Origin of the sequence: Stenotrophomonas sp. VV52 (genome assembly GCF_002893095.1) — a bacterium.
GTDB lineage: Bacteria > Pseudomonadota > Gammaproteobacteria > Xanthomonadales > Xanthomonadaceae > Stenotrophomonas > Stenotrophomonas aracearum.
The window spans coordinates 411,376-423,875 of sequence record NZ_PKQQ01000002.1; the positions used below are offsets into that span (position 1 = coordinate 411,376).

Below are 12,500 nucleotides of genomic sequence, written 5' to 3' on the forward strand. Positions count from 1 at the left end.
CGGGGTGGCAGGTTTCACTTCACCCGCTGCACCTTGGCGCGCAGGTTGACGCCTTCGACCTGCATGTACCACACCCCCACCATGCCGGGCGAAATGGTCACTGCCGGCGTGGGCTTGCGCGACCCGGCGCGCTGGGTGGTGTCGGTCTGTTCCCACTCCTGGCCATTGGCCAGCACGAAGCGGTAGCCCTTGCCGAAGCCGCGGAAATCGCCCTGCAGCGTGCTGGTGATCGGCTCCTTGCTGCCGAAGTCGAAGAACCCGCGGTTCTTCACGATCACCTCCTGGCGGCCTTCCTCGCGGGCCTCTTCGCGCACCTGCTCGCGGACCTGTTCACGCACGTCGGCGGTGACCGCCGCAACCTTGCCCTGCAGCCAGCCGTTGAGCGCGGCCAGTTCGGTCGGACTCAGCTTGTCCAGGCCGGCCGCCTTGAACTCCGCCGGCGACATCTGCTGCTGCAGGTCGCCGCCGACCACGCGCTGGGCGAGCGCGTGCCCGGAAAGGCCGAGCAGGACGGCCGCACAGGCCAACAACCTCAGACGGGTAAAACGCATGGCAGCTCTCCAGGAATTGAACGGTGACAGGTACGGGCAACGCTTGTGATTGTCCGCCAACGATAGCAGCGCTAGTGTAGGGCTCTCTGTCTTTCCTGCATGATGCTGTGAACCGCGCTTCCGTCCCCGGCCTGGATGGCCTGTTGAACCGCCCCTCGGCCGCCGCGCTGCCCGCCATGCTGCGCGACGCGCTGCTGCAGCGCTGGCAGGCTGACGACGCCGACCACACCCAGGCCGCAGCGTGGCCGGTGCTGGCCGACACCCTGGACGCACTGGCCCTGCTCTCGGCCGACGACAGCGCGCTGCTGGCGGCGCTGCTGTTTGACCTGCCGTGGCTGCGCGCCGGGCTGGAGGGGTTGCCACTGGGGAGCCACAAGGCGGCGGTGGTCGGGCTGCTGGACGGCCTGGATGCGGCCGACCAGGTCTGGGCACTGCATGCCGGGCGCGACGCCGGGCGCAACAGCGAAGGCCTGCGCCGGCTGCTGCTCTCGATCATCCACGACCTGCGGGTGGTGCCGATCCTGCTGGCCCGGCAGCTGGCGCGGATGCGCGCGGCCGACCGCCTGCCCGAGGAAGAGCGCCGCGCGCTGGCCCAGCTGACCCGCGACATCCATGCGCCGCTGGCCAACCGGCTGGGCATCTGGCAGCTGAAGTGGGAGCTGGAAGACCTGGCGTTCCGCCACCTGGAGCCGGAGACCTATCGCCGCATCGCGCGCGAAGTCGACGAAACCCGGCTGGCGCGCGAGCGCTATGTCGAGCACGTCAAGAAGGTGCTGTCGCGGGAGCTGCTCGCGCAGGGCATCGAGGCCGAGGTCAGTGGGCGTCCAAAGCACATCTACAGCATCTGGCGGAAGATGCAGAAGAAGCGGCTGGCCTACGAACAGCTGTACGACATCCGCGCGGTGCGGGTGATGGTCAAGGACGTGGCGGCCTGCTACGCCGCGCTGGGCGTGGTGCATTCGCTGTGGGCGCCGGTGCCCAGCGAGTTCGACGATTACATCGCCCGGCCCAAGGCCAACGACTACCGTTCGCTGCACACCGCCGTGGTCGGCCCGGAAGGGCGCACCATCGAAGTACAGATCCGCAGCCACGACATGCACGCGCAGGCCGAGCTCGGCGTGGCCGCGCACTGGCGCTACAAGGAAGGCAGCAAAGGCGCGGAGAAGGCCTTCGACCGCAAGATCACCTGGATGCGGCAGCTGCTGGAGCAGTCGCAGGAAGGCAATAGCGGTGAACTGGCCGGTGCACTGGATGCCGAGCTGACCGAAGACCGGGTCTACGCGCTCAGTCCGAAGGACGAGGTGATGGACCTGCCGCAGGGTGCCACGCCGCTGGATTTCGCCTACCACGTACACACCATGGTCGGGCACCGCTGCCGTGGCGCCAAGGTCAACGGCCGCATCGTGCCGCTGACCTACCGGCTGCGTAGTGGCGACCGGGTCGAGATCCTCACTGGCAAGGAGGCCGACCCGCGCCGCGACTGGCTGCTGGCCTCCAACGGCTACCTGGCCAGCAACCGTTCGCGCGAAAAGGTGCGTGGCTGGTTCCACAAGCTCGACCGCGCGCGCAACGTGCAGGCCGGGCGCGACCTGCTCGACCGCGAACTGAAGCGGCTCGGGCTGCAGCAGGCCGACCTGTCCATCGCCACGCGCAAGTTCCACGCCGACAGCGTGGACGACCTGTACATCCAGGTGGCACTCGGCGACACCGGCCCGCACCAGGTCAGCCGCGCGCTGCTGGAGGCCGAACGCGCCGCCACCCAGCCGGCCGCGCCGGTGCTGCCACGGCCGACCGCACGCCGCGACAGCCTGCGCACGTCCAAGTTCACCGTGCAGGGCGTGGGCAACCTGCTGGTGCAGCTGGCACGCTGCTGCCAGCCGGTGGCCGGCGAACCCATCGTCGGTTACCTCACCCGCACCCGTGGCGTGACCGTGCACCGCACCGACTGCGCCGCGCTGGCACGCCTGTCGGCGACCAGCCCGCAGCGCATCCTGCCGGTGGAATGGGGCCAGGCCGGCGGCGGTTACGAGGTCGACGTGGTGGTCGACGCGGTCGACCGGCGCTGGCTGCTCAAGGACATCACCAACCTGATCGCGCAGGAAGATGCGTACGTGCTGGACATCCACAGCGACAATGTCCGCAACAGCGGCCGCGCGCACCTGCGCCTGCGGCTCAAGGTGAGCGATTACGGGCAGCTGTCGAACCTGCTCGGAAAGCTGGATGCCTTGCCAGGGGTCAGCGACGCACGGCGTCTGGGCTGAGCTCACGTGACCCGCGCTACGCTCACGGAATGAGCCGCCGCCCCGCCCACGAAGATGCCGCGCATGCCGCCCTGCGACGCGTGCGAAGCGAAGGCCGTTGGCAGGCCCGGCATGCAGGACGCATCTGGCGCTGGGCGCTGTTGATTGCCGTAGCAGTGTTCGTGCTGCTGGTGGCCTTCGGCCGTCCGCTGGCCAACTGGTTCTGGAACGAGCCGCAGGTGGAGCAGCTGCTCGACCGCGGCGACCGGGCGCTCGCCGCAGGCCGCCTGAGCGCGCCCGATGGCACCGGCGCACGCGAGTGGTACCAGGCCGCACTCGCGCTGGACAGCGACCGGCCGCAGGCGCGTACCGGCCTGGCCCGGACCGGCCGGGCCGCGTTGCAGCAGGCCGCCGCGGCGCTGGACGCCGGCGATACCGCAGCGGCGGAGCGGGCGCTTGCGCTGGCGCGCGAGCTGCAGGTGCCGCAGCGCGATGCCGACGCAGTGGCACGCCGGCTGCGCGACCATGAAAACAACGGTGCAGGTATCGGCGCGCTGCTCGGACGCGCCGAATCGGCATTGCAGGCGCAACGCCTGGACGGCAGCGACGACAGTGCGCTGCCGCTGTACCAGCAGGTGCTCGAGCGCGCGCCCAACAACCTGCGTGCACTGGAAGGGCGCGAGGATGCGTTGTCGGACCTGCTGCAGCAGGCGCGCACCGCAGCTGCGAAGGGCGACGTGGTCGCCGCCGCCAGCCGCGTGCGCAGCGCCCGCGGCTTCGACCCGGGCCATGTGGACCTGCCGGCCAGCGAGGCGGCGCTCAATGCCGCGCTTGAAAAGCGCCTGGATGAAGGCCGGCGCCTGTTGCGGCGCAAGCGCTGGGATGCCGCCGGCGAATCCTTCCAGACCGTGCTTGCCGCGCGCCCGGACGACGCCGGCGCACAGCAGGGACGGCAGGCAGCGATTGAAGGACTGCTGGTCACCACCGCGCGCGAGGCCGCCGATTTCCGCTTCGACCTGGCCGGGCAGGCACTGCAGTCGGCGCGGGCGCTGGGCGCGACCGAACGCCAGCTGGCCGCTGCGAAACGATCGATGACGCAGGCGCGCGTGGCCGAGCGCGCATTGACCGCGCCTGCGGGCCCGGCAGGCGCGGTCGAGCCAGCCTTGGGGGCGCTGTTGGAGCGCTTCGACGATGCCCAGGCCCGTGGCGACATCCTGACCCCGCCCGGACGCAGCGCCTACGACGCGCTGCGTGAGATGCAGGCCCTGGCGCCCCGGGACCGGCGCGTGCGTGCGGCGGCCGTGCGCCTGTTGCCGGCCGCCCAGCAGTGCGTTGAGGACGGTCTGCGCGAAAACCGGGTGCAGGCGGCAGGGGCCTGCCTGGATGCCTGGGAGACGCTGTCGCGCAGTGGTCCCCAGGCCGATGCGCGGCAACGACTGGGCCAGCGCTGGCTGGCGATCGGCAGCGAGAGGCTGGGTCGTGGCGATGTGCAGTTCGCACAGCAGGCGCTGCAGCAGGCCGCACACTGGGGCATTCCCGCCTCGGCCGCCGAGTACCAGGCCCTGCAACAGCGGCTGCGCGACGTCGACGCGCTGCGTTGAGGCTATAGTGCGCGCTTGTTCGAACGTGGATACGGCATGACGGTTCTTGTTTCAGGCGCTACCAGCCAGATCGGCCGCTTCCTGTTGCCGCGCCTTGTGGCGGCAGGGGTGCCGGTGCGCGCGCTGAGCCGGCATGCGCAGCCGGCGCAACCGGGCGTGGAATGGCAGGTGGGCGACATGCGCGCGTTGGCGGTGCCAGAGCAGCCGCTGCAGGCCATCGTCAGTTTCGCGCCGCTGGATGCATGGGGCGACTGGTTGGCGAAGCAGGCCGTGGCGCCGGCGGCGAAGATCATCGTGACCAGTTCGATGAGCGTGTTGACCAAGCAGGGTTCGGCACAACCCGATGAGCAGGCGCTGGTGGCGCTGCTGCAGCGGGGCGAGCAGAACCTGGCGACGCAGGCCAACCGCCTGGGCATGCAATGGACAATCCTGCGCCCGACCCTGGTGTATGGCGCCGGTGTCGACCGCAGCCTGACTCCGATCGTGGCGCGCGCCCGCCGCACCCGGGTGTTCCCGATTCCAATGGCGCACGGGCTGCGCCAGCCGGTGCACGCCGATGACATCGCGCAGGCGGTGCTGGCTGCCGTGCAGGGCGATGCCGCTGCGGGCCAGACCCTGCAGATCGGCGGGGGCGAACGCCTGGATTACCAGCAGATGTTCCAGCGCGTGCATGCCAGCATCGGCACCGCCACGTTGCCGCTGTACCTGCCGGGCATGGCGTTGCGCCTGCTCGCGGCCACGGTGCCGCGCGCGCGCGGCCCGGTGTCGCGGCTGGAACAGGACCTGGTCGCCGACAACACCGCGTTGACCGCGCTGCTGGGCGTGCGCCCGCGCCCCTTCGCGCCTACCCCTGGGACCTGGCGGCCTGGGTGAAGACCTGCCGCACCGTTTCGCGTGCGGCCTCCAGCGAGAAGTGGTCGGCGACGTTGCGCAGGCCGGCACAGGACAACTGCTGCCACAGCGCTTCGTCGCGATACAGGCGGACCACAGCGGCGGCAAAAGCGTCGGCGTCGTCGGCCACCAGCACGTCCTCACCGTCGCGCAGGTGCATGCCCTCGACCGCGCAGGTGGTGGCCACCACCGGCTGGCCGTGCGCCATGCTCAGGTTGACCTTGCCCTTGACGCCGGCACCGAAGCGCAGCGGTGCCACCGCGATGCGGACCTCGTCCATGTAGGGGGTGACCACCGGCACGAAGCCGTGGATCTGCACGCCGGGCTGGGTGGCGGCCAGTGCGTGCAGCGCCGGCGGTACGTCGGCGCCGATGCAGTGGAACTGGACATCCGGCAGCTGCGCGCGGATGTGTGCGAAGACCTCGCCGATGAACCAGTGCATGGCGTCCACGTTCGGCGGGTGGCGGAACCCGCCGACGAACACCAGGTCGCGGCGCTGTTCCCAGCGGGCACCGCCACCGGCCACCTCGTGCAGGTTGGAGATCAGCGCCACCTGCACATCGGGCGCATCCGCCTGCAGCTGCACGCGCTCGGCGTCGCTGACCAGCACCGTCACATCGCTGTCGGCCATCACGGCCAGCTCGCGCGTGCGGGTGCGCTCGGCGTTGCGCAGCAGCGCCGCGTCGCCCGCCAGTTCCGCGCCGCGGCGTTCGCGCAGGTAGTGCAGGTCGACCGTGTCGAACACGCGGCGCGCTTGCGGCGCGTAACGGTGCAGCAGCGGCAGGCATTCGCTGGCGACGTGGTGGCGGACCATCATCACCACCGCAAAGCGCGGGCCGTGTTCGCGCAGCCAGGCGCCCACGCCTTCCAGGAACGGCGCGTACCAGACTTCCACGCCCAATTCCTGCAGCGCTTCGGTGGCCGCGCCGACGTGTTCGCGCAGGGTCGGTACGAACACCACGTGCAGGCCCTCGGCCAGCAGCATGCGGATCAGGTTGTACTGGCGCAGCGAGCCGGAATCGCGGTCGGGCTGCGGCACCCGTTCGTCCAGGATCAGCACCTGGCGCTGGTTGCGATGAAGGAGTGCAGGGCCGGGCACGCTGCCCGGCGCCAGGTGGCCGGCCAGCACCGGTGCCCACTTGGCCGCGAACACGCTGCGGTTGCGTACCTGGTAGGCCTTGATCCCGGTGCTGGTATCGGTCCCGTTGCTGGTGCCTTCGTCATGCACCACGCGGCTCGCCGGCTGCACCAGCACGCGCTTGCCGGCGGCTCGCACCGCGAAGGCCAGGTCGGTGTCTTCGTAATAGGCCGGGCGGTAGCGCGTGTCCAGTCCGTCGAGCGCGTCCCACAGGGCGCGTGGCAGCATCACGGCGGCGCCGGAGCAGTAGTCCACGTCGCGCAGCGCGCTGTAGCGCGGATCTTCCGGCGACTCAAAGCGCCCGTAGCTCCAGGCGCTGCCGTCGCTGAACACCACGCCGCCCGATTCCTGCAGGCGGCCGTCCGGATACAGCAGCTGCGAGCCCACCAGCCCCGCGTCGGGCACGCGCTGGAAGGTCTCCAGCAGGGCATCCAGCCAGCCCGGCTGCGGCACCGTGTCGTTGTTGAGCAGGACCACGAAGTCGCCCCTGGAGCGGGCCACGCCGTCGTTGCAGGCTTCGATGAAGCCGCCATTGTGGGCCCGCACCTCGTAGCGCAGGCCCTCGATCCGGGGCATCCACTGCACGGTTTCATCGCTGCTGCCGTCGTCCACCACCAGGATCTCGCAGGCCACCTGCGGCGGGTGCGCGGCCAGCGCCCGCAGGCAGGCCAGGGTATGGGCGACATGGTTGTATACCGGGATCACAATGCTGACCCGCGGTTCAACGCTGTACGGCACCGCGAACGGCGCGAACGGCGTGGCGGCAGGCAGGTACAGCGGCTCGCGCTGCAGCGGCGGCAGGGCACGGGTATGCACCCGGATCCGCTGCCAGGTGGCCTGCCACCCCCGTGTCCGCAGGCTGGCCAGGCTGCGCCGGAACAGGCCGATCATACGGTTCAGGAAATAGCGTGCATCGGCCAGGGAGGTCGACATCCCGTTACAACTCCAGCTAAGCGGGGAAAACCGGGGGACACGCGCGCCACCATGGCTGCGCTAGACTCGCCGGACTTTTACATTCTTGCATGCCCGTGCCCCGACGCTACGATTCCGACGACATCGACGAGTTCGAAGACGACACCGAAAGCCACGGTCCACTGTGGCGCCGCCGCCTGATCACCTGGGGCATGGCCGCCGTGGCGCTGGGGCTGGGCTTCCTGATTCCCTACACGGTGTACCTGAACACCCAGGTCACCCAGCGTTTCGGTGAGCTGCGCTGGCAGATTCCCACCCGTGTGTACGCGCGGCCGCTGGCGCTGGCGCCGGGCCTGGCGATGGACGCGCAGACGCTCAAGACCGAACTGGCGGCCTCGGCCTACCGCGACGACGGCACCGGCAAGTCGCCGGCCACGTTCAGCCAGGAGGGCGGGCGTTTCGTCGTTTCCAGCCGCGGCTACAACGACGTGGACGGCAAGGTGGCACCGCGCCGGATCGAACTGAGCCTGTCCGGCGGGCAGATCGCCTCCCTGCGCGACGCCGACAGCCGCAAGGCGATCAAGGCCGCACGACTGGATCCGGCGCGCATCGCCACCCTGTACGGCCAGAAGCAGGAAGAACGCCGGCTGGTGCGGCTGGAAGAAACGCCCGAACTGCTGGTCACGGGCCTGCAGGCGGTGGAAGACAAGGACTTCAACCGCCACCACGGCATCGACCTGAGCGGCATCGCCCGCGCGGTGTGGGTCACCGTGCGCTCCGGCGGCCAGAGCCGGCAGGGCGCATCCACCCTGACCCAGCAGCTGGCGCGCAGCGGCCTACTCGGGATCGGCAAGGAACAGACCGTTACCCGCAAGTTCAATGAAGTGCTCTACGCGCTGATCATGGAAGCGCGCTACGACAAGCGCACCATCCTCGAGGCCTACCTCAACCAGGTCTACCTCGGCCAGCGCGGCAGCCAGGCGATCCACGGCATGTCCTCCGGCGCCGAATTCTGGTTCGGCCGCGACCTGTCCTCGCTCAACACCGAGCACATCGCGCTGCTGATCGGGCTGGTCAAGGGGCCGTCGTACTACGACCCGCGCCGCAATCCCGAACGCGCGCTGGACCGTCGCAACTTCGTGCTCGGCAAGCTGCATGAGAACGGCCTGATCGACGACGCCGAACTGCAGCGGGCGCTGAAGGCGCCGCTGGGAGTGCCCAAGACCCCGGGCCTGATCGCGGCCAACCGCTTCCCGGCCTACGTCGACCTGGTGCGCCGCCAGCTTGGCCACGACTACCCGGAATCGGTGCTGCAGGGCGCCGGGCTGAGCGTGATGACCGGCATGGCGCCGTCGGCGCAGGCCTATGCCGAAGGTTCGGTGACCAGGACCCTGAAGTCGCTGGAAAACAAGCGTCGCCCCGAGCTGCAGGCCGGCCTGGTGCTGACCGACGTGCACAACGGCGACGTGCTGGCCGTGGTCGGCAGCCGCGATGTATCCGAGCCGGGCTTCAACCGCGCCATCGAGGCGCAGCGCCAGGTCGGTTCGCTGCTCAAGCCGTTCGTGTACCTGCTGGCCCTGGCGCAGCCGGACAAGTATTCGCTGGCCAGCTTCGTCGACGACTCGCCGGTCACGGTGCAGCTCAGCCGTGGCAAGCAGTGGACTCCGGGCAACGCGGACAACCGCAGTCATGGCACCGTGCGACTGATCGACGCGCTCGCCCATTCCTACAACCAGGCCATCGTGCGCGTGGGCATGCAGGTAGGCCCGGAGCGGGTCACCCAGCTGATCCATGTGCTGGCCGGGCTGAAGGCCGAGAGCAATCCGGCGGTGATCCTGGGGTCGACCGACCAGAGCCCGTATGCGATGGCCCAGTTGTACCAGTTCCTGGCCTCGGGCGGCGAGATCCAGCCGCTGCATGCGGTGCGTGGCGTGCTCGACCCGCAGGGCAAGCTGCTCAAGCGCTACGACAAGACCCCGGCGCCGGCCCAGGAAGGCGACTCGATCGCCGCCAACCTGATCAGCATCGGCCTGCAGCAGGTGGTGTCCAGCGGCACCGCGCAGCGGCTCAATGCCGACGGGTTGTCGCGCCTGCAGGCGGCCGGCAAGACCGGTACTTCCAATGACGGCCGCGACAGCTGGTATGCCGGCTACACCGGCGACCACCTGGCCGTGGTCTGGATGGGCAACGACCAGAACGCGCAGACCGGGCTGTTCGGCGCCACCGGCGCCATGCGGGTGTGGTCGGGCATCTTCAGCCGCCTGCCCAGCGCGCCATTGAAGGTCAGCAACAAAGGCCTGGACTGGCAGCCGGTGGAAGCGGGTGGCACCGCCTCGACCGACGAATCCTGCCCTGGCGCACGCCGGCTGCCGTTCGTGGTCGGCTACGCGCCGGCGTACGCGCCCTGCGTGGCCCCGACCGCGTTGCCGGAAGGCGAGGGCGGCGAGGGCAGCGAAGGCGGTGGTTGGCGCAGCTGGTTCGGGCTGGACAAGAAGCCCGACGCCCCGGCAGAACCGGCCCAGGCCGCACCCGCGGCTACTTCCCCCGCTCGATGACGTGCATGACAAGGCAGGCTCCGATGACAACGACCCGTACCGTGATCCGTACCGCTTCCGTGCTCGCGCTTGGCGTGGCACTGGGTGCCTGTGTCTCGACCACGCCGCCGGTGAAACCGCCGGTGGATACCACCACGCCGGCGCAGCGAATGGCCGCGGTGGACGCTACCGCCGGCAATGACGCGAAGGAACTGGACGTGCAGCCGCTGCGCGACGCCGGGGTTGAAGACCTGCGCGTGGCGGCCAAGGCCAAGCGCCAGGCGGGCGATCTGGCCGGCGCTGCCGCAGACCTGGATGAAGCGTTGAAGATTTCCGAAGGCGATCCCTCGATCCTGCAGGAACGCGCGGAAATCGCCCTGCTGCAGGGCGACTGGGCCAACGCCGAAACGCTGGCCCGCAAGTCGGTGGCGCTGGGCTCCAAGACCGGGCCGCTGTGCCGCCGGCACTGGGCCACCATCGAACAGTCGCAGCTGGCGCGCGGCCAGAAGGAAAACGCGGCGTCGGCGCATGCGCAGCTTGAGGGTTGCACGGTGCCTGGCATCAAGCGGTACTGAGCAACCCCGTATCATGTGCCCATGTCCCGCCTTGCCCATGCCAGCAGTGAAGCCCTCAGCGAGGGCGGCACGCTCGCCAGCCAACTCGATGCCTTCGTTGCGCGCCCGGCCCAGCTGCGCCTGACCACCGCAATCGCCGACGCCTTCGACCAGCGCGAGGTGCTGCTGGCCGAGGCCGGGACCGGCACCGGCAAGACGTTTGCGTACCTGGTGCCGGCGCTGCTGTCCGGACTGAAGACCATCATCTCCACCGGCACCCGCGCGCTGCAGGACCAGCTCTATCACCGCGACCTGCCGCGCGTGCGCGCCGCACTCGGGGTAGGCCACAGCAGCGCGCTGCTCAAGGGCCGTTCCAATTACCTGTGCCGGTACCGCCTGCAGCAGGCCCGAGGTGAGCCGCGCTTTACCTCGCCGCAGGAAGTGGCGCAGTTCCAGCGCATCGTGGCCTGGTCCGGGCGCACCCAACATGGCGACATGGCCGAACTGGAGGCGCTGCCGGACGATTCGCCGCTGTACCCGATGGTCACCTCCACCGTCGACAACTGCCTGGGCACCGAATGCCCGTTCTGGCAGGACTGCTTCGTGGTGCAGGCGCGCCAGCGGGCGCAAGCGGCCGACGTGGTGGTGGTCAACCACCATCTGCTGCTGGCGGACCTGGCGTTGAAGCAGGAAGGCTTCGGCGAAATCCTGCCGGGTGCGCAGGCGTTCGTGATCGACGAAGCGCACCAGCTGCCGGAACTGGCCGCCAACTTCTTCGGCGAAGGCTTCGGCATGCGCCCATGGCAGGAACTGGCGCGCGACTGCCTGGCCGAAAGCCGCAGCGTGGCTGGCGCGCAGGCCACGCTGCAGGCGCAGGCCGCACTCCTGGAGCAACTGCTGCGCGACCTGCGCGCGGCGATGGACGGGTTGCCGTCGCGGGGTACCCAATGGCGCGCGCTGGCGGTGCCGCAGGTGCGCGACGGTTTCGACGCGGCGATGAGCGCGCTGGTCGGGCTGCGCGATGCGCTGGACGGCGTGCGCGAGGCCTCGCCGGGCCTGGATGCCTGCCATGCGCGCGCGGTGGAAGCGGTCTCGCGGCTGTCGCGCTGGCTGGGCGACGATGCGCCGATGCTCGATTTCGAAGCCGACCCCGAGCACGCGCCGGCGCCGGCCGAAGTGCTGTGGTACGAACTCACCCCGCGCGGTTTCCGCTGCCAGCGCACGCCGATGGACGTGTCCGGACCGCTGCGCGAGCATCGCCAGCGCTCGATGGCGGCGTGGGTGTTCACCTCGGCGACGCTGACCGTGGACGGTCAGTTCGACCATATCGCGCAGCGGTTGGGACTGGACGACCCGATCACGCTGCTGCAGCCCAGCCCGTTCGACTGGGCGCGGCAGGCGCTGTGCTACCTGCCCACCGACCTGCCGGATCCGGCCGCGCGCGGGTTCGGTACGGCGCTGATCCGTGCCTTGACTCCCGTGCTGGAGGCGTCGGCCGGCCGGGCGTTCCTGCTGTTCGCCTCGCACCGCGCGCTGCGCGAAGCGGCCGAAGCGCTGCGCGATGCACCGTGGCCGCTGTTCGTGCAGGGCGAAGCGCCGCGTGCCACGCTGCTGCAGCGGTTCCGCGAATCCGGGAATGGCGTGCTGCTGGGCTCGGCCAGTTTCCGCGAAGGCGTGGACGTGGTCGGCGACGCGCTCAGCGTGGTGGTGATCGACAAGCTGCCGTTCGCCGCCCCGGACGACCCGGTGTTCGAAGCGCGGCTGGACGCGATCCGCCGCGACGGTGGCAACCCGTTCCGCGACGAACAGTTGCCGCAGGCGGTGATCGCGCTCAAGCAGGGGGTGGGGCGCCTGATCCGCAGCGAAACCGATCGCGGCGTGCTGGTCCTGTGCGACCCGCGCCTGGTCACGCGCAGTTACGGACGCACCTTCCTGGATTCGCTGCCGCCGTTCCGCCGCACCCGCGCGCTCGGCGATGTGCAGGCCTTCTTTGCGCCACAATGGGTCGTCGGCTCGGCAGCGACGGCTGCCGAGGCCGTGCCTGCCGGCGATGACTTTCCTACTTCCCTGTTCTGACCT

The 12,500-nt window shown here is 70.1% G+C and carries 8 protein-coding genes; 6 read left to right on the plus strand and 2 right to left on the minus strand.

The window, feature by feature from the left end; all coding sequences use genetic code 11:
* Positions 1-14: 14 nt before the first annotated feature.
* Positions 15-551 (minus strand): hypothetical protein, encoded by a 537-nt coding sequence (locus C2U58_RS07955; RefSeq protein WP_102945339.1) that lies wholly within the window; start codon positions 549-551, stop codon positions 15-17.
* A gap of 107 nt (positions 552-658) precedes the next feature.
* Here C2U58_RS07955 and C2U58_RS07960 point away from each other — a divergent pair, with 107 nt between their 5' ends.
* Genes C2U58_RS07960 through C2U58_RS07970 form a run of 3 tightly spaced genes read left to right on the plus strand, consistent with a single transcriptional unit; the run spans position 659 to position 5,265 of the window.
* A complete protein-coding gene (locus C2U58_RS07960) occupies positions 659-2,812 on the plus strand; it encodes a bifunctional (p)ppGpp synthetase/guanosine-3',5'-bis(diphosphate) 3'-pyrophosphohydrolase (protein ID WP_102945340.1) in 2,154 nt (717 codons plus the stop codon).
* 29 nt (positions 2,813-2,841) lie between these two features.
* On the plus strand, positions 2,842-4,392 hold the full coding sequence (locus C2U58_RS07965) for a hypothetical protein (protein ID WP_102945341.1): 1,551 nt from the start codon (positions 2,842-2,844) through the stop codon (positions 4,390-4,392).
* A 36-nt stretch (positions 4,393-4,428) separates the two neighbouring features.
* The gene (locus tag C2U58_RS07970; protein ID WP_102945462.1) at positions 4,429-5,265 is read left to right on the plus strand and encodes an NAD-dependent epimerase/dehydratase family protein; all 837 of its coding nucleotides are present in this window, start codon (positions 4,429-4,431) and stop codon (positions 5,263-5,265) included.
* On the opposite strand, the gene C2U58_RS07975 is transcribed toward C2U58_RS07970, so the two are convergent.
* The gene (locus C2U58_RS07975) at positions 5,237-7,354 is read right to left on the minus strand and encodes a glycosyltransferase (protein ID WP_102945342.1); all 2,118 of its coding nucleotides are present in this window, start codon (positions 7,352-7,354) and stop codon (positions 5,237-5,239) included. The two genes, C2U58_RS07970 and C2U58_RS07975, sit on opposite strands and share 29 nt — an antisense overlap.
* Positions 7,355-7,449: 95 nt before the next feature.
* Between C2U58_RS07975 and mrcB the strand changes: the two genes are divergently transcribed.
* Genes mrcB through C2U58_RS07990 form a run of 3 tightly spaced genes read left to right on the plus strand, consistent with a single transcriptional unit; the run spans position 7,450 to position 12,497 of the window.
* A complete protein-coding gene (gene mrcB / locus C2U58_RS07980) occupies positions 7,450-9,888 on the plus strand; it encodes a penicillin-binding protein 1B (RefSeq protein WP_102945463.1) in 2,439 nt (812 codons plus the stop codon).
* 23 nt (positions 9,889-9,911) lie between these two features.
* Positions 9,912-10,442 (plus strand): hypothetical protein, encoded by a 531-nt coding sequence (locus C2U58_RS07985; protein WP_102945343.1) that lies wholly within the window; start codon positions 9,912-9,914, stop codon positions 10,440-10,442.
* A gap of 21 nt (positions 10,443-10,463) precedes the next feature.
* Positions 10,464-12,497, plus strand: a complete 2,034-nt coding sequence (locus C2U58_RS07990; protein WP_102945344.1) for an ATP-dependent DNA helicase — start codon at positions 10,464-10,466, stop codon at positions 12,495-12,497.
* Positions 12,498-12,500: the final 3 nt, after the last annotated feature.

What these genes read in the sequence shown, in the direction of transcription:
- C2U58_RS07975 (WP_102945342.1), bottom strand. Translation starts at nt 7,354, where the DNA reads ATGTCGACCTCCCTGGCCGATGCACGCTATTTCCTGAACCGTATGATC.
- C2U58_RS07970 (WP_102945462.1), top strand. Translation starts at nt 4,429, where the DNA reads ATGACGGTTCTTGTTTCAGGCGCTACCAGCCAGATCGGCCGCTTCCTG.
- C2U58_RS07990 (WP_102945344.1), top strand. Translation starts at nt 10,464, where the DNA reads ATGTCCCGCCTTGCCCATGCCAGCAGTGAAGCCCTCAGCGAGGGCGGC.
- C2U58_RS07955 (WP_102945339.1), bottom strand. Translation starts at nt 551, where the DNA reads ATGCGTTTTACCCGTCTGAGGTTGTTGGCCTGTGCGGCCGTCCTGCTC.
- C2U58_RS07965 (WP_102945341.1), top strand. Translation starts at nt 2,842, where the DNA reads ATGAGCCGCCGCCCCGCCCACGAAGATGCCGCGCATGCCGCCCTGCGA.
- C2U58_RS07985 (WP_102945343.1), top strand. Translation starts at nt 9,912, where the DNA reads ATGACAACGACCCGTACCGTGATCCGTACCGCTTCCGTGCTCGCGCTT.